This is a genomic window from Winogradskyella sp. J14-2 (genome assembly GCF_001971725.1).
Classification (GTDB): Bacteria; Bacteroidota; Bacteroidia; order Flavobacteriales; family Flavobacteriaceae; genus Winogradskyella.
The window spans coordinates 1,617,124-1,641,156 of the sequence record NZ_CP019388.1 but is presented as its reverse complement, the minus strand read 5'-3'; the positions used below and the strand labels follow the sequence as shown (position 1 = coordinate 1,641,156).

Below are 24,033 nucleotides of genomic sequence, written 5' to 3'. Positions count from 1 at the left end.
ATTTATTATTTCATCTTCAGCAACCATTCCTTAACATCCACTTCTTTTTTAATGATATCTCTTAATACTTCAACTTTAACGCGCTTTTGTTCCATAGTATCTCTATGGCGTATGGTTACTGTGTTGTCTTCTAAACTTTCGCCATCTACCGTAATACAAAATGGTGTGCCAGCAGCATCTTGTCTTCTGTAACGTCTACCTACAGCGTCTTTTTCATCATATACCACGTTGAAATCCCATTTAAGATCGTCAACAATGTCTTTTGCCATTTTGGTTAAGGCTTCATCCTTTCTTACCAAAGGTAGAATAGCGGCTTTAGTAGGTGCTAATACAGCAGGCAGTTTTAATACCGTTCTTTCGCTTCCGTCTTCTAAAGTTTCGTCTTGTAGACTATTGGAGAAAACCGCTAAGAACATACGATCTAGACCTATGGATGTTTCTAAGACATAGGGAGTGTAACTTTCGTTGTCTTCGTGATCGAAGTACTGTAGCTTTTTTCCAGAGTGCTCTTCGTGTTGTTTTAAATCGAAATCTGTACGTGAGTGAATCCCTTCTAATTCTTTAAAACCAAATGGGAAATTAAATTCTATATCTGTAGCAGCATCTGCGTAGTGTGCTAATTTTTCGTGGTCATGGAAACGGTAATTGTCGTCTCCCATACCTAAAGATTTATGCCATTTTAAACGGGTTTCTTTCCAATAGTTAAACCATTCTTTTTGCGTTCCTGGTTTAATGAAGAACTGCATTTCCATTTGTTCAAACTCGCGCATTCTAAAGATAAATTGTCTGGCTACAATTTCATTTCTAAAGGCTTTACCTGTCTGTGCAATTCCGAAAGGAATTTTTAGTCGTCCAGTTTTCTGAACATTTAAGAAGTTTACAAAAATACCTTGAGCTGTTTCTGGTCTAAGATATAAATCCATAGCGTGTTCGGCACTGGCTCCTAGCTTGGTGCCAAACATAAGGTTGAATTGCTTAACATCTGTCCAGTTACGACTTCCTGTTAACGGATCGGCAATTTCTAATTCTTCAATTAAGGCTTTTACATCGGCTAAATCTTCTTTTTCTAAAGACTGACCTAAACGCTTTAGAATAGAATCGATTTTTTCTTGGTAACCAAGAACTCTACCATTTGTAGATACAAATTCTTCTTTGTTAAAGGCATCACCAAAACGTTTTTCGGCTTTTTTAATCTCTTTTTCGATTTTAGCTTCAATTTTAGCACAATAATCTTCTACTAAAACATCTGCCCTGTATCGCTTTTTAGAGTCTTTGTTATCTATTAGTGGATCGTTGAACGCATCTACGTGCCCAGAGGCTTTCCAAGTGGTTGGATGCATAAATATTGCGGCATCGATACCAACAATATTATCGTGCATTTGTACCATGGCTTTCCACCAATAGTCTCTTATGTTTTTCTTTAATTCTGCACCATTTTGTGCGTAATCATATACAGCACTTAAACCATCATAGATTTCGCTGCTCTGAAATACGTAACCATACTCTTTTGCATGAGAGATTACCTTTTTGAATTTGTCGTCGTTTGCCATGGCACAAAAATAAAAAACCGCTCAAATTAATTCAGCGGTTTTTTAAAAATAATGAGATTGATTTATTTTAGTACAATACTGGTACTTCCAAGTTTTCTGTTTTCGTGAAAAACATTAATAAAATAAGTACCTTTTTTAAGAGGCCTATCTTCTTTGTAAGTAGCTACTGTAGTGCAGATGTCTAAATTTTTATTGTCAAAGTTTATCACCTCTTTTTTGCTGTAAATTAGAGAGGTGTTGCTAAAAAAAACTTCGCCTTTATCTGCAATAACGTTGTTATTTGGACTAACAATCTGTATGTAAATTGTTTTTGTTCCTTTTTCGGTCAATGGGTTTTCTGTAAGTGCAACACATACTTCTAAGGCATTAACTCGCTTAGCTCTAAGAGTAGCTTTCTTTTTGGAGTTATTGATTTTAAATGCTTCAACATTAACTGCATTGGCCCTAAGGATGGCGGCATTATCTATAGTTTGGTTAAGAGAATCGTTGGCCTGCTCAAGTGCGTTAATAGTAAGGTTATTGTTTTTTATAGTATTCATGGCATAGCGCTTTTCTCTTTCTAATCTTAGATTAGCCATATTAAGAGAATCTACTGTAGCCAATAATATTTTGCTTTTAGTTTTTAACACCAAAAGCTGGTCTTTGAACTTTGTGATTATTGATAAGTCACTTTTTAATAACCTTAAAGAATCTAAAGCAATTTTAGTTTCTAGTTTTGCTTCTTGGAGCTGCGAAGACATAAGATCATAATCTTGGCTTAGTTGGTCATAACTTACTAAAATTTCTGACAGTTCTTTTTCTATCAAAACTTTTTCTTGCTTTAGGAAATCCTCGTAGGATTTAATGGATTTATAATTTGCAAAGCTGTAGACTCCCAAAACTGTTAAAACAACTAATAAAGAACTTATAATTAATCTGTAGTTAAATAATTGAGGGTTAACTATCATCATTAATTTCTTAGTTAAAACGAAATTAGAGTATATTAGAGTGCATTTTTATTTTATTCGATTAAGTGGTAAAAAATTTGTTGAACTTGTTCTTTCCTAAAGTCTGCGAAGCCTGTAACCGTGCTTTAGCAGATAATGAATTGATTATTTGTACCCAATGTCGGCACGATTTACCTGTTACCAATTTTCATTTCGATAATACAGATACTGTTAAAAAAGTAGTTTACGGTCGTGTAAAACTAGAACTAGCAACCGCACTTCTTCACTTTTCAAAAAAAGGTGCGGTACAACAGTTACTTCATAATTTAAAGTATAGAGGACACCAGCACATCAGTGGTTTTTTTGGTCGTTGGCTAGGAGCAGAATTAAAAACAATTGATGCCTACAATGAGATAGAAATAGTAATCCCAGTACCACTTTACAAAACAAAGCTAAGGCAACGCGGTTATAATCAAGTTGAGCAATTTGGAAAAGCAATAGCCAAAGCATTAAATGCAGACTATAATGATACTGTACTCATAAAAACAAAATCTACAAAAACTAAAGTATTTGAGGGTAGAATTTCTAGGTGGAATGATGATGGAGCTGTTTTTGCAATTAGTGAAGACGTAGCGTTGAGAGGAAAGCACATCTTACTTGTAGATGATATAATTACTACAGGAGCAACGGCAGAGGCCTGTGCTACAGAATTGTTAAAAATTGATAATATTAAGTTAAGTCTTGCTACCATGGCAATTGCAGATTGATTTTTTCGTTTCTAAAGTTTAAAAATTGTTTCTTTGTGCAAAATTAATTTTGTTAAATGCGGTCATATCTTACACAAATTTTAGGCATTGCCACCTTAGCATTAGTAATTGCTAGCTGCGCTAATCGAGGTTCTCCGTCTGGCGGTGAGGAAGATACTGAACCACCTATAATTACCGATGAAAGCCCTAAAAATTTTTCGACTAATTTTAATGGTAATAAAATACGAATAACCTTTAACGAGTATATTAAAATTAAGGATCTTAGAAAGCAACTCATCATTTCGCCACCGATGGATACGGATCCAATAATTTATCCCATGGGAGGTGCAAGCAAGTATATTTCTATAGAAATAAAAGACACTTTAATGCCCAATACCACTTATGCTTTTAATTTTGGAGAAAGTATTGTAGATAATAATGAAGAGAACCCGTATCCATATTACCGTTATGTGTTTTCAACAGGCGAGACCATAGATTCACTTTCGGTAAAAGGCTATGTTGAAGATGCACTTTTAAAGAAGCCAGAAACTTTTATTTCAGTAATGTTGTATGAAGTAGATTCTACCTATTCAGATTCTATAGTTTACAAAGAAAAACCAAGATATATTACCAATACCTTAGATAGTGTTACCACCTTTAGTATAGACAATATAAAAGCAGGTACGTACAAGCTAATTGCCCTAAAGGATAAAAACAGTAATTATACTTTTGACCAGAAAAACGATAAGATTGGTTTTTATCAAGAGTTTATAACTGTACCAACTGATAAAGATTATAAGCTTACGTTGTTTAGGGAAAAGCCTAATTTTAAGGCTGTAAAACCAAAGCAAGAAGGCGAAACGAAAATTATGTTTCCTTATGAAGGGAGTTATGAAAATATGCGTATTAAAGTTTTAGGAGACACGCCAGAGGGTTATAGTACTAGAATTACAAAAGACACTGAAACCGATACGCTTTACTATTGGTATAAGCCAAAATTTGAAATAGATACAACGTTTTTTATCGTTACAAATGAGAAATATATAGATACCTTTAAACACCGTTTTAGAAATCTTGATGCAGATACGCTAAGTACAAAAATTATCTCTCCCAGAAATTTAAATTACGACAAACACTTTACTTTACAAGCAAGTACACCTCTAGAAACCATAGACGTCTCTAAAATAAGTATAATAGATAAAGACTCTGTTTCTATTGAATTTAATACAAAGTATGATTCTATTTTAAATCAATTTAAGATACCATTTAAAAAAGAAGAAGGCCAAAAATATGCTGTAAAAATGTTACCAGGTACTTTTACAGACTTTTATGGCCATACCAATAAGGATACAATAACAGATGTTATTAACACTAAAATGAAGTCAGAGTATGGAAATGTTAGAGTTAAACTAATTAATGCCAAGTTTCCATTGATTGTTCAAATGGTTAATAATAAGGGTGAAGTGGAATACGAGCGTTATACCACAGACTTACCAGTAGTAGATTTTACTAATATTGTACCAAAATTATATGATATTAGAGTGGTTTACGACACCAATAAAAATGGTAAATATGATACAGGTAATTACCTTTTAGGCATACAACCAGAACGTGTAAGCTATATGCCTTCAGCTCAGCTTGAGGAAGTAAGAGCTAGTTTCGATTTTATCTACGAATTTACACTTCTAGACTAAAAGTATCTCTGTCTTTTAAGAAGCCAAGTCTTTCTCGGTATTTGGTAATATGAGATTTTTCTAAAGTAACGATTTCAACAGTTTCTGTGCTTTCAGGTATTGAATCCATACGGTTTCCCAGAACGTCATAGGCTGCTGAATGCCCAGAATACTCGTAATTATTGCCATCTAAGCCAACACGATTTACACCAATACAATAACTCATGTTTTCTATGGCGCGTGCTTTAAGGAGTGTGTCCCAAGCAGTAATGCGTACCTTTGGCCAGTTAGCCACAAAGATAAGTACATCATAGTCTTCAGAATTTCTTGCCCAAACTGGGAAGCGTAAATCGTAACAGACTAAGGGGCAAATTTTAAAACCTTTGTAATCTATAATTATTTTTTTAGACCCAGCTGTGTATACTTTGTGTTCACCAGCCAAAGTAAATGTATGTCGCTTATCGTAAGTGGTTAAGTTGCCGTTTGGCTCTACAAATATTAAGCGATTATAGTAATTATTGTTTTCGATAATTACTAAACTGCCAACGATTGCAGTATTTTTGGTTTTAGATAATTTTTTTAGCCAGGTAATTGTTTCACCAACCATGGTTTCAGCTACACTAGAGGCATTCATTGTAAAACCAGAGCTAAACATTTCTGGTAAAACAATAAGGTCAGCTGTAATGGAGCCGACCTTATTTTCTATATGTGTTCTGTTAGCTTTTGGGTTTTCCCAAGCTAAGGTGGTTTGCACTAATGCAACGTTAAGTTTGTCATTTGTCATTTATAGTTTTCCTTTAGCTTTGTCTACTTTTTGGGTAAGCTTTTCAATTTTATCTAACCACTTCGCTTCGTCTACAGGAGATAATTTACCTTTCTTTTTTAACTTTTCGTATTTCTTTTGGGCTTTTTTAAGATGGTCTTGTGCTTTTTTATAATTCTTCTGAAGTTTTTCTGATTTTTTTAAAGCCTTCTCAGCTTTCTTTTGTGCTTTCTCGGCTTTTTTTTGACCCTTTTCGGCTTTTTTCTTTTCTTTTTCTAACTTCTTGGTCTCTTTTTCTGTGTCTTTCTTCGCTTTGTTTTTTGCATTTATTGCTTGGGCTTGTTCTAGAATAGCATCTTTGTGTTCTGGATGTAATGTTTGAGTAATATCTTTGCCGTTTAGGTAGATTTTTTCATTTTTAACGTCGTAGACCTTACCTTCTTTTTCAATTTTCTGTGAAAAACCAGATATGGAGAACACAAAAAATAATAGTAGTGTAAAATATTTCATCTTTTTAATCAAACTTTTTTAGTTCTGCTCTTGCAGAAGTTGTTTTTGTTTTTAAATCACTTAGTTTAGCTTCCCAATCTTTAATATCGTTGGGAGAGAGTTCTCCTTTTCGCTTTAATTTTTTAAAACTTCTCAATTCTTTATCATACTTTCTTTTTAACTCAATATAATTTTCTCTAGCTTCTTTTTTTGCTTTTAATTTATCTTCTAGAGCTTCTTTTTTTTCCTCTAAGGCTTCTTGCTTTTCTTTAGCTTCTCTTTCTATTTCTTCTTGGCGCTCTTTTTGGTTCTCAAGTTCTTTTTGTTTTTTTTCGGCAGCTTTTCTTTCTTCAATTTTATCGGCCAGTAGCTGTTTAATTTCTGCCTGCTCCTTATAGCTTAGATTTTCGGTAACCTCTTCTCCGTTTAACTTAATCTTGTTTCCTTTAACTTCATATACAGTACCATCGTTTGCAATAACTTTTTCATAACTACCGCAAGATGTTGCTAAGATAGCAAGCAATATATATAAGTAATTTAGTGCTTTCATGATTTTTTAATATTCTTTGTTGTACGTTTATTAAACACAAAAAAACAGACAAAGTCACATCATTTACAATAGTTTTAACATTTATATTCTGTTTAGCACTTCTGCTGCTTTTACTAAAGTTTCATCAGTTTTGGCAAAGCAAAATCGAAGCACTTTGTCATCTTTGTTATTTTCATTAAATACTGAAAGCGGAATCGAAGCTATTTTAAATTCTTTAGTAAGCCGTTTGGCAAAATCTACATCGTATTCATCGGTAATTTCAGAATAATCTAACACCTGAAAATACGTACCTTTTGATGGTGTGAATTTAAAACGAGATTCTGCAATTAAATTCAAAAATAAATCACGTTTTTGCTGAAAGAAAGCGTTCAAACTAAGATAAGTTTCAGCATCAGTCATATAATCTGCAATGCCTTTTTGAGCAGGATGATTTACAGAAAACACATTGAATTGGTGTACTTTTCTAAACTCGTTCATTAAATCTTTAGGTGCGCAACAGTAGCCTATTTTCCAACCTGTATTATGAAATGTTTTGCCAAAGGAAGCTGTAATAAAACTTCGTGCTTTTAAATCTGGAAACTTGCAAGCACTGTGGTGCTGTTCGTTATCAAAAACAATATGCTCGTAAACTTCGTCACTTAAAACGATGATGTCGGTGTTTTTGGTTAATTTTTCAAGCCGAAGCATATCCTCTTCAGACCAAATGGTACCACTAGGATTATGAGGTGTATTGATGATTATCATCTTGGTTTTAGACGAAATTTTTGAAGCCACTTCTTCCCAATTCACGCTATAGCCTGGTGCAGATAATTGAATAGAAATCGTCTTTCCGCCATTAACTTCAATGGCAGGTTGATAACAATCGTAAGCAGGTTTAAAAATGATGACTTCATCATTTGGTTTTACAAAAGCCGAAATGATTGTATAGATAGCTTGTGTTGCACCAGCAGTAACTGTGATTTCGGTATCTGGATGATAACTTGTGTTGTAAAGTTGTTGGAATTTATTCGCAATGGCCAAGCGCAAATCCAAGTTGCCAGGCATTGGTGCGTACTGGTTGTAACCTTTGTACATTGCCTTGGCAACCAAGTCATTTAATTGTTGTGGACTAGGATAATTTGGGAAACCTTGCGATAGGTTTAAGGCTTTATATTCGTTGGCCAATGCACTCATCACCGTAAAAATGGTAGTGCCTACATTGGGTAGTTTAGATTGGTGTTTTATCATACTGCAGTTTTAATTCTATAAGTTTTAAAGATATAAAATGTGCTTTTTCTATCTTTACAAAATCAATAAAATATATATTATGCGATTCATAAAATTACTCTGTTTTTTTGTTGTTTTTCAGGTGTCTGCTCAACAAGGCGGTATGTGGATTCCCTCACTTTTAGAAGGCATGAATGAAGACGAAATGCAAAGCCTTGGTAGTAAATTAACTGCCAAAGACATTTACGATGTTAACAATTCTAGTCTTAAGGACGCTATTGGTCATTTTAATGGTGGTTGTACCAGCGAAGTGATTTCTGACAAAGGTTTAGTGCTTACCAATCATCACTGTGGATTTAGCCAGATTCAGTCGCATTCGTCTTTAGAAAACGATTATATAAAAAATGGATTTTGGGCAATGTCTCTCGAAGAAGAACTACCAAATGAAGGGTTGTTTATTGAGTTTATTGTAAGCATTCACGATGTTACAGATACTGTTTTAAATGGCGTAAACGAAACTATGACTGAAAAGGAAAAACAATCCTTAATTACCAGAAACAGCAATGCTGCAATGGCATCCTGGCCAAAAGAAAAATGGCAAGACGTTAAAACAAAGTCGTTTTACGAAGGTAATCAGTATTTCTTATTTGTAACTGAACGTTTTGAAGATATTAGATTGGTTGGTGCACCACCAAGCAGTATTGGTAAGTTTGGTAGCGATACAGATAACTGGGTGTTTCCGAGACATACAGGCGATTTTTCTATGTTCAGAATTTATGCCGATAAGAATAACAGACCAGCAAAATACAGCAAAGACAATGTGCCTTACAAACCAAAGCATTATTTGCCAGTGTCCTTAGATGGTGTTGAAGAAGGCGATTTTACAATGGTTTTTGGCTTTCCTGGTCGTACCAATGAATATCTGCCAGCTGTAGCGATTGAGCATATTACTAAGGAATTCAACCCAACAAATATCGAAATTAGAGAAGCGGCTTTAAAAGTGATTGATGCCAATATGAAAGCCAGCGATGAGGTGCGTATTAAGTATGCGTCTAAACAAGCCAGAATTGCAAACGCCTGGAAAAAGTGGATTGGTGAAAACTTAGGTATTGAAAAAAGTGATGCTGTAGCTAAGCGTCGTGAATTTGAAGCAACTTTTAAAAAAGCATTAAAGGAAAATGGACTAGAGGCAAAGTATGGTCATATTTTACCTGAGTTTGATAAGCTTTACAAAGAATTTGGTCCAATAAATATTAAGCGAAGAAATTTTGTTGAAGTCTTTTTGGTAACAAGTGAGTTGATGCAAATAACCTTTAGAGCGTATCAGGTTGAGCAAGCACTTTTGGCAAATCCTGAAAGTTTAGAACGTGCCAAAGCAAGTCTAAAAGGCCGTTTTGAAGGTATTCTGAAAAACTTTGATGCCAATGTAGATAAAGGTGTGTATTTAAATGTAATGCCATTATATGGAAAACCAGTTGATGCTTCAATCTATGATAAAACGGCATTTACGGATTTAGATTCGGCTTTAAAATTATTAGAAGGTGATGCCAAAACTGTGATTAAAAACTTAAACAATGATGCGGCTTATGCTTATGCGAAACCAATCATTGATGAATTTTTTACTACGATTGACGCAGAATTTCAACAAAAAAATGAAAGTATTTCAGCATTACAAACTGAGTATATGACGGCTTTAATGAAAGCCTTACCAAACGAGCGTTATTTCCCAGATGCAAATAGTACGTTGCGCGTTACTTATGGTCAAGTAAGAGGGTATTCACCAAGAGATGCTGTGTATTATGAGCCTGTGAGCCATCTCAAAGGCGTCATGGAAAAGTATGTGCCAGGTGATTATGAGTTTGATGTACCTCAAAAGCTAATCGACCTTTATGAAGCCAAGGATTATGGTCAATATGCTGATAGCAATGGTGATATGCCTGTTTGCTTTTTAGGAACAAACCACACGACTGGTGGTAATTCTGGTAGTCCGGCCATTGATGCCGAAGGGAATTTGGTAGGTTTAAACTTTGACCGTGTTTGGGAAGGTACAATGAGTGATATGAACTACGACCCAGAAATCTGCCGCAACATAATGGTAGATTTACGCTATGTGCTTTTTATCGTCGATAAATATGCTGGTGCAAAACACTTAATTGATGAAATGAAGTTAGTGCATCCGAAGAAGTAGTAATATATTATTTATAAAATTGAACCTCACAATCACCAATGTTTGTGAGGTTTTTTGTGAAATACATTGAAGTTGAGACGTCAGTTCGAGTGAAATACTTGCAAAGAATTTTGTATCGAGAACCAATTTAAATGGTGGTATTTCCTTTTGCCAAATCCAAATACATCATCACATCGTTAATGCAAGTTTTAAGGTTATCCTTGACCTCGTGCGTCCAAAACCGAAAGACTGTAAAGTCTATTTCCTTTAGTTGTTGGTTCACTTCTCTGTCACGTTGCATATTGCGTTCTATCTTAGGAATCCAAAATCCACGATTGCTTTTTATGGTTGGTTTACGCTCATCCCAATTATAGCCGTGCCAAAATTCGCCATCAATAAAAATAGCCAGTTTATACTTTTTAATGCTTACGTCTGGTCGTCCAGGTAATGTTTTACTATCAACCCTGTATCTTACACCTTCTTTCCAAAGTGCTTTTCTAAACTGGTGTTCTGGCTTAGTATCTTTACCACGAATTTTACTCATAATTTTAGAGCGCTTCTTTGTGGTATAGAAACCAGATTCCTCGTTGAATCTTGGGACTTTTATTTTTTTATCTTCGTAGGACATAATTACTCTTTAATTTAATAGAAAATGAGTCAATCAAAAAATAAATATGTAGATTTTGTGTCAGATGAGCATTTAATGAGTTGTATTTCTAATCTTTATAGTTCTTATCAGCAAGCAAAAAAGGCTTTTACGAAAGTTAAATTTTACAATAATAAGGTAGACACTTTTAAATTAACTTTTGATTCAAAATTCAACGATATATCTGAGGAAGATTTAATTAAAGTTGAAATGACAAGACAAATAGATAAGTCTGTAAATAATGCTATTGGTACTTTTCATGAAGAAATATTAGGAGGTGTAAAAGGCTTCAGTAGTGGTAAGTTAAGTGGTTATGATATAAAAGCTGATGATGATTCACTTTTTGCAGAAATTAAAAATAAGCATAATACAATGAACAGTAGTTCTGCTGAGAGCGCTTTTCAAAAATTGGCAAGATTTGCAGATGATAATAAAAAGGCTAAATGTTATTTAGTGCAAATATTAGCTAAAAAGAGTTTTGAAAAGAGATGGCAAGCAATCATTAATGGGAAAGAGTATAGCCATAGTAGAGTTTATATGATTTCAGGTGATAGGTTTTATGGATTATTGACTGGTGATAAAAATGCACTGTTTAAACTTTACAAAGTTCTGCCTGAAGCGGTCAATAAATTTTTAGCATCTGTAGAAAGTAAGGAAATAAAAGAAAATAGTATTCTAAATGACATTTCTGAAAGTGCTAAAAAATCGAAAAGAACAATTTTAGACGAAATTACTTTTGAGAATTTTTATCATTATGAAGGTTTTGATGAATTAAATAGCAATTGAAATATTTTTCTTCGAATCCTGTTTTTTAACTTCTAAAGTTTTATTTAGAAAAGAAATGATAGAATACCCAATCTCTTTGGCTAGATTTACAGGAACCGCATTACCGATTTGTTTGTATTGCTGAGATATTGAGCCTTCAAATTTCCATTCATCTGGAAAAGTTTGGATTCTGGCATATTCTCTCACCGTAAATGGTCTAGTTTCATCCGGATGACAACGTTCGGTCTGTTTCTGGGCAGGACTACAGGTTAGTGTTAGACAAGGTTCATCCCATCCAATACGTCTCGCCATTCCTGTTTTACCACCACCTAAGTAAAAACTTTTTTGCATATACTCTTTTTGGATATTCAAGGGCAAATCTCGCCAATATCCTTTAGGCGGAACTAAATCTAAAACCTTTTTCTTATGTTCTGGGTATGATGCTCCTTTAGACTTAGGAACTTTTCTGTCGTAAAGTGAGCCTTTTTTTAGTGCATCCTTCAATGTGTATATTTCCGAAAAAGGCTTTGGATATAAATAATCAATACCTATGTCTTTTCTAACCGCAACCAAAATTAAACGTTCTCTTTTTTGAGGCACATTGTAATTAATTGCTTTTAAAACCTTGACAGGCAAAACTACTCTGTATCCAATCTCATCTAAGATAGACATCATGCCTTCAAGTGTTTTTCCTCCATCATGGCTCAAAAGACCTCGTACATTTTCGCCTATACAAATTTTTGGTTGTGTTTCTTGAACAGCTCTAGCAAATTCATAAAATAATGTCCCACGAGCATCTTCCAGACCAAGTTTTTTTCCAGCATAACTAAATGCTTGACAAGGAAAACCACCAGTGACCACATCTACTTCTCCTCTATAGCTGGAAAAATCAATATTTTTAATATCCTCTTCTATGACATTCCAATTAGGTCTATTGGTACGAAGTGTTTTACAAGCCCATTTGTCAATTTCGTTTAGTGCTTTGCATTTAAGACCTGCTTTTTCCATTCCAATTGCCAATCCGCCAGCACCTGCGAATAACTCCAAAACTTGAAATTCTTTAAGTGCTTCAACGTAATTACCTTCATCAAGTTTATCAAAATAAGATTTATATTCAGGAAATATTTCTAACTGCTCTTTTTTATAAACACGATAGTTGCTTATAGGTTCACGCACAGCCTTGAGTCTACCTTCATTATCCCATCTTCTTAATGTTTCTGGGTTTTTATCAAGTATTTTAGCAGCTTCAGAAATCGAGTAATAATCTTTAATAACCATATTATACAACCTTATATATGGTTACAAATTTAATGTATTAAAGTTAAGTTTAAAATTAAGTTATTAACAAAAAAATCCCAAACATTTCTGCTTGGGATTTAACTTTTGGAATTTGAGATTCCTGCGAAAGCAGGAATTCTTAATATCTGTAGTGTTCTGGTTTAAAAGGACCTTCAACTGTTACGCCAATATATTCAGCCTGGTCTTGCTTAAGTTCTGTAAGCTCAACACCAATTTTTTCTAAGTGTAATTTAGCTACTTTTTCATCTAAATGCTTCGGTAACATGTACACTTCATTGTTGTACTTATCAGAGTGGTTCCAAAGTTCTATTTGCGCTAACGTTTGGTTAGTAAAAGAGTTACTCATTACAAAACTTGGATGACCAGTGGCACAACCTAGGTTTACTAAACGTCCTTCAGCTAAAATGATAATATCATTACCATCAATAGTATATTTATCTACTTGAGGTTTAATCGTGTTTTTAGTGTTGCCATAGTTTTCGTTTAACCAAGCCATTTGTATTTCGTTATCAAAATGCCCAATGTTACAAACTATGGTTTTATCTTTCATTGCTTTAAAGTGCTCTGCACGTACAATGTCTTTGTTTCCAGTTGTAGTAATTACGATATCTGCATTACCAACTACAGTTTCTAATTTTTTAACTTCAAAACCGTCCATTGCAGCTTGTAATGCACAGATTGGATCAATCTCAGTTACTGTTACAATACTTCCTGCTCCTTTGAAAGACGCAGCAGTACCTTTACCAACATCTCCGTAACCACAAACTACAACACGTTTACCAGCTAACATAACGTCTGTTGCGCGACGAATAGCATCTACAGCACTTTCGCGACAACCATACTTGTTATCAAATTTAGATTTAGTAACCGAGTCGTTTACATTAATTGCAGGCATTGGTAATGTTCCGTTTTTAACACGCTCGTATAAACGGTGCACACCTGTTGTAGTTTCTTCAGATAGACCTTTAATTCCAGAAGCTAATTCTGGGTATTTATCTAAGACCATATTTGTTAAATCTCCACCATCATCCAAAATCATGTTTAATGGCTTGCGGTCTTCTCCAAAAAATAAGGTCTGTTCTATACACCAGTCAAACTCTTCTTCTGTCATATCTTTCCAAGCATAAACAGCAGTTCCAGCCTCAGCAACGGCAGCAGCAGCTTGATCTTGAGTAGAGAAAATGTTACAAGAACTCCAAGTTACCTCTGCACCTAATGCTTGTAAAGTTTCAATTAAAACAGCAGTTTGTATGGTCATGTGCAAACAACCTGCAATACGTGCACCTTTTAACGGTTGCTCGTTTTTATACTCTTCACGTAAGCTCATTAAACCTGGCATTTCTGCTTCGGCTAATTCAATCTCTTTTCTTCCCCAAGCCGCTAACGACATGTCCTTTACCTTGTTTGGTACATAAGGAATTGTTTTTGTACTCATATTGTTTTTTCTCAAATTTTTAAAATGGTTCTTACCTTTGGGTTTAACATTGAAATGGTTAAATTCGCTTACCAAAAAATGCCAAATCTGCCTTAGGCAGTGCAAAGATAATCAATAGGTTTTACAATATTAAATGCCACTTTACAAAACCATTAATGTAAACTCACAAACTACTGTTAAAATCTGGAAGATTGAAGAATCTTATGAGGATTTAATGCAGCCTTTAGATTTAAAACCTCAAAGTCTTGAGCGTGTGTTGGGTATGAAAAGTGAACTACATCAACGTGGTTTTTTAAGTGTGCGACACTTGCTGCGTGAGTTTGGTTATACAGATCAGGATTTATTTTATGATGATAACGGAAAACCACATCTCAAAGATGGCAAGCATATTTCTATAACGCACAGTTTTACCTTTTCAGGAGTTATTGTTAGTGATAAAGAAGTTGGTATAGATATTGAAAAACAACGAGATAAGATAAAGATTATCGCTCATAAATTTGTGGACTACGAGTTTAATTATTTAGATAAATCTGCAGACGATTACATTAATAAGCTTACTGTAATTTGGGGAGTAAAGGAATCGTTGTATAAACTTTTTGCAACGCCAGGTATGTTATTTGCAGCACATTTTTTAGTGATTCCATTCACGTTTGATGAAGGTGAAACCATTGCTTGGATAGATTATAAAGGCAGAAAATACAGATATAATACTGCGTTTTTAGAGTTTGAAGGCTTTACTTGCGCTTATGTAGTGCCTTAATCAATGAGCATTTATTCTAACATAAAAAAGTCTATAGCAGAAGGCAAAAGGTTACTTGCGGTTTTAATCGATCCGGATAAAACGGAACTTGACACGATTGAAGGCATCGTAACAAAAGTCAATCAATCTGTAGCAACTCACATTTTTGTTGGTGGAAGTGAAGTAGAAGAAGGTGATACTGAAGTTGTAGTACAAGCCATTAAGCGATATACAACACTACCTGTAATACTCTTTCCTGGTGATGTAATACAAATTACAGATGAAGCTGATGGTGTTCTGTTTTTGTCTTTAATTTCAGGTCGAAATCCGGATTACCTGATTGGTAAACATGTAGAAGCAGTTTCAAAATTAGCCAAAACACAACTAGAAGTGCTTCCAACAGGATATATTCTTATTGAAAACGGAAAGCAAACTGCTGTAGAGCGTGTAAGTAATACCAAACCGTTAAGTAGATCGAATAAGCAACATATTGTAGATACGGCCAAAGCAGGAGCGCTTTTAGGGATGCAACTAATCTACCTTGAAGCCGGAAGCGGAGCAACACATCCAATTGAGCCTGAGATTATTTCAGCAGTAAAAAACACTTTAAATATACCGCTTATTGTTGGTGGAGGTATAAGATCTAAAACCGAATTGGAAGCAGCCTATAAAGCAGGAGCAGATCTTGTGGTTATAGGCACAGCCTTTGAAACGAATCAACATTTTTTTGAACAACTAAAATTATAATTATGCAAATATCAGTAGACTTAACCTTATCTCCTTTACAAAACGATTACGAAGCTCATATTATAAATTTCATTAAAGCCTTGAGAGCTTCAAAATTTATGGTTTTAGAAAATCCATTAAGTACACAGATTTTTGGGGAATTTGATGAATTAATGCCATTTTTAAATGATGCCATTAAAACGTCTTTTGAAAATACAGATATTAGCGTGCTCACCATGAAAGTTGTAAAAACAAACAGAAGTGAGTACGAGGCGCATTTTTAAAGCCCTTTGTTTATGAGCCAAATTTTTGATTTTTTCTTTTCGCAATATGCCGAATATGCTACAACTGATATTATTTTAGAAATTGTTGCGGTCGTATTTGGGTTTTTGTCGGTTTGGTTTTCTAAACAAAATAACATTTTAGTCTTTCCAACCGGAATGATTAGTACCGTCATATTTGTGTACCTGTTACTAAAGTGGGAACTCTTAGGCGATATGATGATTAACGCATATTATTTTGCCATGAGTGTTTATGGCTGGTTTGTTTGGACCCGAAAGGTTGATGAAACACACGTAACACCAATTTCGAGAACCACATCAAAAGAAAGATCACTAAGCTTTGGTATCTTTTTAGCGACTTTGGTTTTTGTTTTTGTAGTCTATAAAACTTTCGATAAATGGAACGGTTGGGTAGCGTATGTAGATACTATAACAACAGCTATTTTCTTTGTTGGTATGTGGCTTATGGCGCGACGAAAAATTGAAAACTGGATCTTTTGGATTATAGGAGATATTATCTCAGTGCCTTTATATTTTTATAAGGGGTTTACTTTCACGAGTTTTCAATATCTTGGCTTTACAATTATTGCAATATTTGGATACTTAGCATGGAAGAAGCACTTAAACAGCAACCAAGCAACTGCATAAAAGTTGTGTTGTTTGGTCCAGAGTCTACTGGTAAAACAACACTATCTAGACAGTTAGCCAGACATTACAATTCGGTTTGGGTGCCAGAGTATGCAAGAGAATACTTGCAAAACAAGTGGAATAACGAAAGAAAAACTTGTGAGCCTCACGATTTATTGCCAATAGCCATTGGCCAAATGAAATTAGAAAATGACTTGGCTCAAAAAACAGACTCGGTTCTTATTTGCGATACAGATATACTTGAAACTAAGGTCTATAGCGAGTCATACTACTCTGGTACATGTGACCCGATTTTAGAAGCACATGCTCTAAAAAATTCGTATGACCTCTATTTTTTAACCTATATTGACACGCCTTGGGAAAAAGACGATTTACGTGATAAGCCCAATGAAAGAGAACTGATGTTCAAAGCATTTGAAAATACCCTCATAAAGTACAACAGACCATATGTGCTATTAAAAGGAAATAAAGAGGAGCGTTTGAAAATAGCGGTTGAACATATTGATAACCTACTTAAAAATAAACAATGAGTTTTACAGAAAACGACATTAAACAAATTAAGGCTAAAGGCCTAACGCTGCCGCAAATAGAGTCTCAAATAGAATTGTTTAAAACAGGAATACCTTTTACAAACATTGCTGCAGCTGCTACTATTGGTGATGGAATCCTAGATTTATCCGAACGTCAGAAAGAAGAAGCCATATCACATTTTGAAAGTAATAAAAAAGGCTTGTCGCTTCTAAAGTTTGTACCTGCATCAGGCGCAGCCACAAGAATGTTTAAATTTCTATTTAAGTTTTTAAAAGAATACAACCCACAAAAAGAATCTTTAAATGCTTTTATCAATAAGAATGACTCTAAGGACTTAGCGTTTTTTTTAGTTGGATTAGAAAAATTTCCATTTTATGACCAAGTTTTAGAACGCTTACACGAAAAAGGAATAGATTTTAAAACGTTATCTACCCAAGACAAGGCAATCCATTTTATACAAATAATGCTTAATGAAAATGAGCTCAATTTTGGTAATTCACCAAAAGGACTGCTTCCATTTCATAAATATAAAAACGGTTATATTTCCACTGCTTTTGAAGAGCATTTATACGAGGCAGCCTTATATGCTTCAGAAGATAATAAGGCTGAACTTCATTTTACAATATCTGAGCGCTATAGAGACAAATTTACTGAAGAGTTTAGACGTATTGAGGAGTATGTTGAAGAAAACACATGTGTATCATTTAATATTTCATTTTCGTATCAGCAAGAATCTACAGATACTATAGCTGTAACACCTAAGGATGTACCTTTTAGAAATGATGATGATACGTTGCTCTTTAGGCCATCTGGCCATGGTGCACTATTAAAAAACTTAAATGCATTAGATGCCGACGTTATATTTATTAAAAATATAGATAATGTAGTAGTAAAACAATATAAGGAAGAGGTTGCTAAGTATAAGAAAGTCCTCGCCGGAATTTTATTAAAACTACAAAAAGAGTCATTTGAATGTCTCAGAGTGTTAGATAAGGACAATATTTCAGACAGTGAGTTTGAAACTATAGAAACCTTTTTAACCAATAAGATGTGCATTAAAATTTCGGGAGAGTACAAAAAATACCTAAATAAGTACAAAATTGAATACTTAAAAGAAAAATTAAACAGACCAATTCGTATCTGCGGTATGGTTAAAAATGAAGGAGAACCTGGCGGAGGCCCATTTTGGGTTAGAGATATGTATGGTAATTTATCCCTACAAATTGTTGAGTCTGCCCAAATAAATCTTAAGAATAAGAATCAAAAAGACATTCTTACAAACGCAACACATTTTAACCCGGTTGATTTAGTGTGTGGTGTTAAAAACTACAAAGGAGAAAAGTTTGATCTCGAAGATTTTGTGGACCACAATGCAGCATTCATTACAGCAAAAACCAAATTAGGTAAAGACCTTAAAGCTTTAGAGTTACCAGGACTATGGAATGGTAGTATGGCACATTGGAACACTATTTTTGTTGAGGTGCCTATCATTACATTTAACCCTGTAAAAACTGTAAATGACTTACTAAAAGCTCCACATCAAATCGACTAGTTGTGGATGTTGAAGCTTTAAAATCTAAGTTAACTTATAAAGCCGTCCGAAGCTCTGGTAGTGGTGGGCAACACGTAAATAAGGTAGCTTCAAAAGTTGTGCTATATTTTAATCTTGAAACTTCAGTACAATTTACTGATGACGAAAAAGCACGCTTGGCTGAATTTTTTCAAAACAGGTTAAACAAGCAAGGTGTTTTAATATTAGACTCTAGCGAAAGCCGAAGCCAGTTTAGAAATAAAGCCTTAGTCACCCAAAAGTTTTTAGATCTTATTGTAGAAGGCTTAAAAGAAGAAAAAGAGCGAAAAACAACCAAAGTACCCAAGGCAGCAAAACGCAAGCGTCTCGATACCAAACGAAAAAACGCTGAAAAAAAGGCAAATAGAAAACCGCCTAAAATCGATTAGGATTTTACATTGAAAAAAATCAAAAATCGTCATTCAAAAATCGTAATTAGGTTTTATCTTTGTAGCGTTCTCAAAAAAGGGGTGCTATTTTTAGTAAGCAGTAATCAGTAAGCAGTAATCAGTAAGCAGGAACAGAGAAGCTACTTTACACTTTTACTTCATGCTTAATACTAAAAAAGGCTGAGATCATACCCATTGAACCTAGAACAGGTAATGCTGTTTAGGAAGCGAGCATCAAGAAAATGTTTTGAAGACATTTTTAGCGAGTGCGATTAGGTCATCAATGTTGGTTTACTTCTAAGCATTTAATGACGTGAAAATATCCATTTAATGCTTTAGAATTTTACCAACAAGCATCAAGTCTCATTCTAAAGCTGCTCAACAAACCAATTATTAACAAAGAATAATGACCTCTTTTTATTCGATTATAAACTTATAGTCGCATGAAATTTTTATTCAACAATCTCTCAAAAATAAAACGACAGAGATTAACAATTTTCATTTTTATTTTAAGCCTTTGTTCAGCTTATGGACAAGAAAAATTTACAGTTTCAGGTATGGTAACAATTGATGCAGAGCCTTTGCCTGGAGTAAGTGTGTACGTGCAAGGAACCGAAAAAAGTGTACAAACCGATCTGGACGGTAAATATGTATTGAGTCTTCCACGAGGTGAATATGAATTGGTGTTCGGTTATATGGCTCCAAATCCTATTCAGAAAGCAATTATTTTGGATAGAGACCTAGTACTAAATGTAGAAATTAATGAACAGCTTGGCAAGCTAGATGAAGTATTGGTAAAAGCCGTTCGCGTAAAAGAAAGAGCGCCAATTACGCACTCTAACGTTACTAAAGAAGAGATTGCAAAACGTAATTTAGGGCAAGACATACCTATATTGTTAAACTTTCTACCCTCAGTGGTAACAACTACTGATGCAGGTGCTGGTGTTGGCTATACAGGCATTAGAGTAAGAGGTGTAAGTCCACAATCTACCAACGTTACTATTAATGGTATACCTTATAATGATGCCGAATCTTTAGGAACATTTTGGGTTAATTTAGGCGACATAGCTTCTTCTGTAGAAAGCTTACAGTTGCAACGTGGTGTGGGTACCTCTACCAATGGCTCAGGTGCGTTTGGTGCAAGTATAAATGTATTAACAGATGCTGTTTCTAAGGATGCTTATGGAGAAATTTCAAATTCTTTCGGTAGTTTTAATACTAGAAAGCATACCGTAAAATTTAGTACAGGATTAATGAACGACCATTTCGAGATTGCTGGTCGTTTGTCTAATATTTCTTCGGACGGTTATATTGATCGTGCCTCAGCAGACTTAAAATCGTACTTTTTACAAGGAGCTTATGTCGATAATAATACCTTGCTAAAAGCAATAGTTTTTGGTGGTAATGAAGTAACCTACCAAGCGTGGTATGGTATTGATGCGCAAACTTTAGAGGAAGACAGAACGTTTAATTTTGCCGGAATTTACACAGACGATGATGGTAACACGCGGTTTTACGATAATGAAGTAGACAACTACAGCCAAGACCACTATCAATTGCATTGGAATCAACGTTACAACAACCGTTGGTCTACAACTTTAGGCTTAAACTACACCTACGGTCGTGGCTATTTTGAGCAGTTTAGAGAAGACGATGATTTTTCTATTTATGGTTTTGAAGAACTGACCGTTAATGGCGAAACCGTAAATACTACAGATCTTATTCGTCGTCGTTGGTTAGATAATGATTTTTATGTAATTAACGCCACAGCAAATTACAAAACCTCTGATATCGATGTCGTTTTTGGTGGATCTTTTAGTCATTACGATGGAGATCATTTTGGTGAGGTTATTTGGGCAGAATTTGCCAGCCAGAGTGAGATAAGAGATAGATATTATGAGGGAAACGGTAAAAAGAATGACTTCTCAACATTTGCTAAAGCTAATTACAGATTAAGTGATAAAATTCAATTATATGCCGATGTGCAAGTGAGAAATGTTAATTACGAAACATCTGGTATTAACTCTAATCTAACGCTTTTTAATGTTGACGAAAACTATACGTTTTTTAACCCAAAAGCGGGTTTAACCTATAAAGTGGATGCAAATAATGATTTGTATTTTTCGTATGCTAGAGCCAATAGAGAACCAACGCGAGACGAATTTGAAAATGACTCAAACATAGAGCCCGAACAACTCAACGATTTTGAATTGGGATGGAGACATAAAAAAGGCAACTTTAGTTTTAATGCCAACGGTTTTGCGATGTTGTACAATCAACAGTTAGTACTTACAGGAGAGATAAATGATGTGGGCGCTCAATTGAGACGAAATAGTGGCGAAAGTTACCGATTAGGATTAGAATTGGAAGCTATAATTCCTATAGCATCAAAATTAACATTACAACCAAATATGACATTAAGTACTAACAAGAATAGGGAAACCATCGTATCTCTAAATGGTGAGTTAATCAATTTGGATAAAACCGACATAGCCTTTTCACCAGAAATAGTTGCTGCCAACGCTATTGTATTTCAACCAGTAAAGCGTTTACAAATATCTTTATTAAGTAAGTACGTTGGTGAACAATTTATGGGCAATACAGAAAACCCTGAATCAAAATTAGATAGCTTTTTTGTTAATGACTTTAATGTTACCTATAAAATAGAAACCGATTCATTTTTTAAATCGATAGTTTTTACAGGTTTAGTGAATAATATATTCAATGAAAAGTATGTGTCTAATGGTTACTTTGGATCGTTCGATTTTGAAGACCCTAATAGTCCAACAGGTATTTCCACAGGCTTTTTCTCAGGTTTTTATCCACAGGCAACCACTAACTTTTTGGTGGGTATGACCTTGAATTTTTAGAAAATGTAAAACTTTAATATAAAAACCCTGTAAGATTAGCTTACAGGGTTTTTATATAAAAATAAATTATTTTATTAATTAGAGACTAAAAATTGGCCATTTCCCAAATCATCAACCCTGTATGGCTGTAGGGTACAGGGTTGTGTGTTTCCGTCTAAACCTAAACCGGTGGCTAAACTGTATCGGTTAGCGTCCTCACAACCACAGACAACAATATCGCCACTGCCAGAGTCTGTAAGTGTAGAACAAGCTGCTGGTGCATGGCTTGGGTCTGCAGCATCCCAAGCATAAAGCGTAGAAGAGGTTAAACGGTATAACCAAATACCGTTATTACCTTGGTTGGCAACAAAGACAGCATTACCGTTAAACTGTAGTTGGTTAAATTGCGGAAAATTGGTGTTTACTGTTAGGTTAACACCAGCATCAAATAAGAAGTTACAGTTATTGATGTTATTATCGTCACTATTACAAGACAGCGCTATTATTGAGAGGATTATAATCAGTTTTTTCATCTTAAATTTTGGGGTTCAATTTACAATTATTTAAGCTATGCAGTAAATATTTTATATATTTGTACTGGTAATCTCGTTGGCGCGAGATTTTTTCTTTAGTCCCGAACTCGCTTCGGGATCTTTTTTGGAATAGCACTAGAGATTACAGTATATAAAACGAATGAACTATGAGTAAAGTATCTTATTATACGGCAGAAGGATTAAAAAAATTAAGAGAAGAATTAAATCATCTTAAAGACGTAGAGCGCCCAAAAGCGTCTCAAGCTATTGCAGAGGCTAGAGATAAAGGGGATTTAAGTGAAAATGCTGAGTACGATGCAGCTAAAGAAGCACAAGGTATGTTAGAAATGAAAATTTCTAAAATGGAGGAAACTTTAGCAAATGCTCGTGTTATAGACGAATCTCAATTAGATACTTCAAAAGTATTGGCCTTATCTAAGGTGAAGATTAAGAATCAAACCAATGGCATGGAAATGACTTACACTTTAGTTGCTGAAAGTGAAGCCGATTTAGCATCGGGTAAAATCTCTGTAAACTCGCCAATAGGCAAAGGTTTGTTGGGTAAATCTGTTGGTGATGTAGCCGAAATCCAAGTGCCCAACGGGATCTTGAAGTTTGATATTTTAGAAATATCGAGATAGTTCAGTTTTGCGAAAGTAGAAATCTCAAATTATAAAACATATAAAAGATTCCTTACTCAAGGAATCTTTTTATATTTATGGAGTACTGAAAATACCTTTACAATGGCCACACTGTTTACAAAAATTATTAATGGAGAGATTCCGTCTTATAAAGTTGCAGAAACAGAAGACTTTTATGCGTTTTTAGATATTAATCCCAACTCAAAAGGCCACACCCTTTGCATTCCTAAAAAAGAAGTTGATAAAATTTTTGACTTGGACGAGGCAACTTACATGGGTCTAATGCAGTTTTCTAGACGGGTAGCACTGGCTATAGAAAAGGTAATTCCTTGCCAGCGTGTAGGCATGTCTGTTATTGGTCTAGAAGTGCCTCATGTACATGTACATTTAATACCGCTTCATACTATGGAAAACGCACGTTTTACCCATAAAGAAAAATTGACTTCAGAAGAATTTGAAACTATAGCCAAAAAAATAGCCGATAACTTTAGCTAAAAAGAAATTACACCTGTTGCAAATAAGATTATTGTCGTTACAATCAGTAAATCAAAAAGGATAAATGCCCACGCTAGTGGTTTTAGCTTTATAGATTTTGGTCTAAGGTCTACAGCACGTTGCTGATAATCTACAACACGCTCAATATCATCGGTCCAACGTATTGGGAAGATATCGGTATTGCAATTGTAACAGTGTATATGCTGCGATGTTTCGGAAGTTATAGCCTTGTAAAAAATATTTTCTGTTAACTTTTGTTTAAAGGTAATCTCTAGACCGTCATTAGCGTAACACTCTGGGCAATTATTGCTTAGTCTAGCTTCCTTTAGCGTAAAGAATTTTGAAGAACCCATACCCAAATTTAAAGTATTTTTTTAAATCCTTAAAGATGAATTGTTTACAAAAACACAGAATTA

At 34.5% G+C, this 24,033-nt stretch carries 25 protein-coding genes; 14 read left to right on the top strand and 11 right to left on the bottom strand.

Annotation, left to right across the window (positions count from 1 at the left end; all coding sequences use genetic code 11):
- Nucleotides 1-5 precede the first annotated feature (5 nt).
- Together BWZ20_RS07610 and BWZ20_RS07605 are read right to left on the bottom strand one after the other, a co-directional pair.
- Nucleotides 6-1,550, bottom strand: a complete 1,545-nt coding sequence (locus tag BWZ20_RS07610; RefSeq protein WP_076618492.1) for a glycine--tRNA ligase — start codon at nt 1,548-1,550, stop codon at nt 6-8.
- Nucleotides 1,551-1,612: 62 nt separating this feature from the next.
- The gene (locus tag BWZ20_RS07605) at nt 1,613-2,500 is read right to left on the bottom strand and encodes a hypothetical protein (RefSeq protein WP_157358350.1); all 888 of its coding nucleotides are present in this window, start codon (nt 2,498-2,500) and stop codon (nt 1,613-1,615) included.
- Between the two features lie 83 nt (nt 2,501-2,583).
- Here BWZ20_RS07605 and BWZ20_RS07600 point away from each other — a divergent pair, with 83 nt between their 5' ends.
- The gene (locus tag BWZ20_RS07600; RefSeq protein WP_083677179.1) at nt 2,584-3,243 is read left to right on the top strand and encodes a ComF family protein; all 660 of its coding nucleotides are present in this window, start codon (nt 2,584-2,586) and stop codon (nt 3,241-3,243) included.
- Between the two features lie 56 nt (nt 3,244-3,299).
- Nucleotides 3,300-4,916, top strand: coding sequence for an Ig-like domain-containing protein (locus tag BWZ20_RS07595; protein ID WP_076618484.1), 1,617 nt, complete (start codon nt 3,300-3,302; stop codon nt 4,914-4,916).
- Here the strand turns inward: BWZ20_RS07595 and BWZ20_RS07590 are convergent.
- The 4 genes from BWZ20_RS07590 to BWZ20_RS07575 all read right to left on the bottom strand — a co-directional run bounded on the left by BWZ20_RS07590 (nt 4,900) and on the right by BWZ20_RS07575 (nt 7,921).
- Nucleotides 4,900-5,679 (bottom strand): amidohydrolase, encoded by a 780-nt coding sequence (locus tag BWZ20_RS07590; RefSeq protein WP_076618481.1) that lies wholly within the window; start codon nt 5,677-5,679, stop codon nt 4,900-4,902. The genes BWZ20_RS07595 and BWZ20_RS07590 overlap by 17 nt on opposite strands.
- Nucleotides 5,680-6,168, bottom strand: a complete 489-nt coding sequence (locus BWZ20_RS07585; RefSeq protein WP_157358348.1) for a hypothetical protein — start codon at nt 6,166-6,168, stop codon at nt 5,680-5,682.
- A 4-nt stretch (nt 6,169-6,172) separates the two neighbouring features.
- Nucleotides 6,173-6,697 carry a hypothetical protein gene (locus tag BWZ20_RS07580; protein WP_076618475.1) on the bottom strand — a complete coding sequence of 175 codons (525 nt, stop codon included), beginning with the start codon at nt 6,695-6,697 and terminating at the stop codon, nt 6,173-6,175.
- Between the two features lie 81 nt (nt 6,698-6,778).
- Complete coding sequence (locus BWZ20_RS07575) at nt 6,779-7,921, bottom strand: methionine aminotransferase (RefSeq protein ID WP_157358451.1); 1,143 nt, start codon at nt 7,919-7,921, stop codon at nt 6,779-6,781.
- 82 nt (nt 7,922-8,003) lie between these two features.
- Here BWZ20_RS07575 and BWZ20_RS07570 point away from each other — a divergent pair, with 82 nt between their 5' ends.
- The gene (locus tag BWZ20_RS07570) at nt 8,004-10,091 is read left to right on the top strand and encodes a S46 family peptidase (RefSeq protein ID WP_076618469.1); all 2,088 of its coding nucleotides are present in this window, start codon (nt 8,004-8,006) and stop codon (nt 10,089-10,091) included.
- 127 nt (nt 10,092-10,218) lie between these two features.
- On the opposite strand, the gene BWZ20_RS07565 is transcribed toward BWZ20_RS07570, so the two are convergent.
- Complete coding sequence (locus BWZ20_RS07565) at nt 10,219-10,698, bottom strand: very short patch repair endonuclease (protein WP_076618466.1); 480 nt, start codon at nt 10,696-10,698, stop codon at nt 10,219-10,221.
- 24 nt (nt 10,699-10,722) lie between these two features.
- On the opposite strand from BWZ20_RS07565, the gene BWZ20_RS07560 reads away from it, so the two are divergent.
- Nucleotides 10,723-11,502 (top strand): Eco47II family restriction endonuclease, encoded by a 780-nt coding sequence (locus BWZ20_RS07560; RefSeq protein ID WP_076618462.1) that lies wholly within the window; start codon nt 10,723-10,725, stop codon nt 11,500-11,502.
- Here BWZ20_RS07560 and dcm read toward each other — a convergent pair.
- Both dcm and ahcY read right to left on the bottom strand, forming a co-directional pair.
- Nucleotides 11,488-12,759 (bottom strand): DNA (cytosine-5-)-methyltransferase, encoded by a 1,272-nt coding sequence (gene dcm, locus BWZ20_RS07555; RefSeq protein WP_076618459.1) that lies wholly within the window; start codon nt 12,757-12,759, stop codon nt 11,488-11,490. The genes BWZ20_RS07560 and dcm overlap by 15 nt on opposite strands.
- A 139-nt stretch (nt 12,760-12,898) precedes the next feature.
- On the bottom strand, nt 12,899-14,215 hold the full coding sequence (ahcY, locus tag BWZ20_RS07550) for an adenosylhomocysteinase (protein WP_076621294.1): 1,317 nt from the start codon (nt 14,213-14,215) through the stop codon (nt 12,899-12,901).
- Between the two features lie 133 nt (nt 14,216-14,348).
- Between ahcY and BWZ20_RS07545 the strand changes: the two genes are divergently transcribed.
- The 8 genes from BWZ20_RS07545 to BWZ20_RS07510 all read left to right on the top strand — a co-directional run bounded on the left by BWZ20_RS07545 (nt 14,349) and on the right by BWZ20_RS07510 (nt 21,969).
- A complete protein-coding gene (locus tag BWZ20_RS07545; protein ID WP_076618457.1) occupies nt 14,349-14,975 on the top strand; it encodes a 4'-phosphopantetheinyl transferase family protein in 627 nt (208 codons plus the stop codon).
- A gap of 3 nt (nt 14,976-14,978) precedes the next feature.
- Nucleotides 14,979-15,701 carry a geranylgeranylglyceryl/heptaprenylglyceryl phosphate synthase gene (locus tag BWZ20_RS07540; RefSeq protein ID WP_076618454.1) on the top strand — a complete coding sequence of 241 codons (723 nt, stop codon included), beginning with the start codon at nt 14,979-14,981 and terminating at the stop codon, nt 15,699-15,701.
- A 2-nt stretch (nt 15,702-15,703) separates the two neighbouring features.
- On the top strand, nt 15,704-15,964 hold the full coding sequence (locus tag BWZ20_RS07535) for a hypothetical protein (RefSeq protein ID WP_076618451.1): 261 nt from the start codon (nt 15,704-15,706) through the stop codon (nt 15,962-15,964).
- 12 nt (nt 15,965-15,976) lie between these two features.
- Entirely contained in the window at nt 15,977-16,609 is a 633-nt protein-coding gene (gene pnuC, locus BWZ20_RS07530; RefSeq protein WP_076618447.1) for a nicotinamide riboside transporter PnuC, read from the top strand.
- Nucleotides 16,570-17,139 carry an AAA family ATPase gene (locus BWZ20_RS07525; protein WP_076618445.1) on the top strand — a complete coding sequence of 190 codons (570 nt, stop codon included), beginning with the start codon at nt 16,570-16,572 and terminating at the stop codon, nt 17,137-17,139. The genes pnuC and BWZ20_RS07525 overlap by 40 nt, the downstream gene beginning before the upstream one ends.
- A complete protein-coding gene (locus tag BWZ20_RS07520; RefSeq protein ID WP_076618441.1) occupies nt 17,136-18,692 on the top strand; it encodes a DUF4301 family protein in 1,557 nt (518 codons plus the stop codon). Before BWZ20_RS07525 ends, BWZ20_RS07520 begins: the two co-directional genes overlap by 4 nt.
- 2 nt (nt 18,693-18,694) lie before the next feature.
- Nucleotides 18,695-19,099, top strand: a complete 405-nt coding sequence (gene arfB / locus BWZ20_RS07515; protein WP_076618438.1) for an alternative ribosome rescue aminoacyl-tRNA hydrolase ArfB — start codon at nt 18,695-18,697, stop codon at nt 19,097-19,099.
- A gap of 443 nt (nt 19,100-19,542) precedes the next feature.
- A complete protein-coding gene (locus BWZ20_RS07510; RefSeq protein ID WP_083677178.1) occupies nt 19,543-21,969 on the top strand; it encodes a TonB-dependent receptor in 2,427 nt (808 codons plus the stop codon).
- A gap of 74 nt (nt 21,970-22,043) precedes the next feature.
- Here BWZ20_RS07510 and BWZ20_RS07505 read toward each other — a convergent pair whose 3' ends face one another.
- Complete coding sequence (locus tag BWZ20_RS07505; protein ID WP_076618434.1) at nt 22,044-22,481, bottom strand: hypothetical protein; 438 nt, start codon at nt 22,479-22,481, stop codon at nt 22,044-22,046.
- 167 nt (nt 22,482-22,648) lie between these two features.
- On the opposite strand from BWZ20_RS07505, the gene greA reads away from it, so the two are divergent.
- Together greA and BWZ20_RS07495 are read left to right on the top strand one after the other, a co-directional pair.
- Nucleotides 22,649-23,122: a transcription elongation factor GreA gene (greA, locus tag BWZ20_RS07500; RefSeq protein ID WP_076618432.1), complete on the top strand. Its 474-nt coding sequence runs from the start codon at nt 22,649-22,651 to the stop codon at nt 23,120-23,122.
- A 102-nt stretch (nt 23,123-23,224) separates the two neighbouring features.
- The gene (locus BWZ20_RS07495; RefSeq protein WP_076618430.1) at nt 23,225-23,617 is read left to right on the top strand and encodes an HIT family protein; all 393 of its coding nucleotides are present in this window, start codon (nt 23,225-23,227) and stop codon (nt 23,615-23,617) included.
- Here the strand turns inward: BWZ20_RS07495 and BWZ20_RS07490 are convergent.
- Complete coding sequence (locus tag BWZ20_RS07490) at nt 23,614-23,970, bottom strand: hypothetical protein (RefSeq protein WP_076618427.1); 357 nt, start codon at nt 23,968-23,970, stop codon at nt 23,614-23,616. The two genes, BWZ20_RS07495 and BWZ20_RS07490, sit on opposite strands and share 4 nt — an antisense overlap.
- Nucleotides 23,971-24,033: the final 63 nt, after the last annotated feature.

Coding starts and splice junctions, on each gene's coding strand:
- BWZ20_RS07510 (WP_083677178.1), top strand. CDS start 19,543: ATGAAATTTTTATTCAACAATCTCTCAAAAATAAAACGACAGAGATTA.
- BWZ20_RS07605 (WP_157358350.1), bottom strand. CDS start 2,500: ATGATGATAGTTAACCCTCAATTATTTAACTACAGATTAATTATAAGT.
- BWZ20_RS07580 (WP_076618475.1), bottom strand. CDS start 6,697: ATGAAAGCACTAAATTACTTATATATATTGCTTGCTATCTTAGCAACA.
- BWZ20_RS07570 (WP_076618469.1), top strand. CDS start 8,004: ATGCGATTCATAAAATTACTCTGTTTTTTTGTTGTTTTTCAGGTGTCT.
- BWZ20_RS07590 (WP_076618481.1), bottom strand. CDS start 5,679: ATGACAAATGACAAACTTAACGTTGCATTAGTGCAAACCACCTTAGCT.
- greA (WP_076618432.1), top strand. CDS start 22,649: ATGAGTAAAGTATCTTATTATACGGCAGAAGGATTAAAAAAATTAAGA.
- BWZ20_RS07525 (WP_076618445.1), top strand. CDS start 16,570: ATGGAAGAAGCACTTAAACAGCAACCAAGCAACTGCATAAAAGTTGTG.
- BWZ20_RS07535 (WP_076618451.1), top strand. CDS start 15,704: ATGCAAATATCAGTAGACTTAACCTTATCTCCTTTACAAAACGATTAC.
- dcm (WP_076618459.1), bottom strand. CDS start 12,759: ATGGTTATTAAAGATTATTACTCGATTTCTGAAGCTGCTAAAATACTT.
- BWZ20_RS07490 (WP_076618427.1), bottom strand. CDS start 23,970: ATGGGTTCTTCAAAATTCTTTACGCTAAAGGAAGCTAGACTAAGCAAT.
- BWZ20_RS07540 (WP_076618454.1), top strand. CDS start 14,979: ATGAGCATTTATTCTAACATAAAAAAGTCTATAGCAGAAGGCAAAAGG.
- BWZ20_RS07560 (WP_076618462.1), top strand. CDS start 10,723: ATGAGTCAATCAAAAAATAAATATGTAGATTTTGTGTCAGATGAGCAT.
- BWZ20_RS07545 (WP_076618457.1), top strand. CDS start 14,349: ATGCCACTTTACAAAACCATTAATGTAAACTCACAAACTACTGTTAAA.
- BWZ20_RS07565 (WP_076618466.1), bottom strand. CDS start 10,698: ATGTCCTACGAAGATAAAAAAATAAAAGTCCCAAGATTCAACGAGGAA.
- BWZ20_RS07505 (WP_076618434.1), bottom strand. CDS start 22,481: ATGAAAAAACTGATTATAATCCTCTCAATAATAGCGCTGTCTTGTAAT.
- BWZ20_RS07585 (WP_157358348.1), bottom strand. CDS start 6,168: ATGAAATATTTTACACTACTATTATTTTTTGTGTTCTCCATATCTGGT.
- BWZ20_RS07495 (WP_076618430.1), top strand. CDS start 23,225: ATGGCCACACTGTTTACAAAAATTATTAATGGAGAGATTCCGTCTTAT.
- ahcY (WP_076621294.1), bottom strand. CDS start 14,215: ATGAGTACAAAAACAATTCCTTATGTACCAAACAAGGTAAAGGACATG.
- pnuC (WP_076618447.1), top strand. CDS start 15,977: ATGAGCCAAATTTTTGATTTTTTCTTTTCGCAATATGCCGAATATGCT.
- BWZ20_RS07610 (WP_076618492.1), bottom strand. CDS start 1,550: ATGGCAAACGACGACAAATTCAAAAAGGTAATCTCTCATGCAAAAGAG.
- BWZ20_RS07595 (WP_076618484.1), top strand. CDS start 3,300: ATGCGGTCATATCTTACACAAATTTTAGGCATTGCCACCTTAGCATTA.
- BWZ20_RS07520 (WP_076618441.1), top strand. CDS start 17,136: ATGAGTTTTACAGAAAACGACATTAAACAAATTAAGGCTAAAGGCCTA.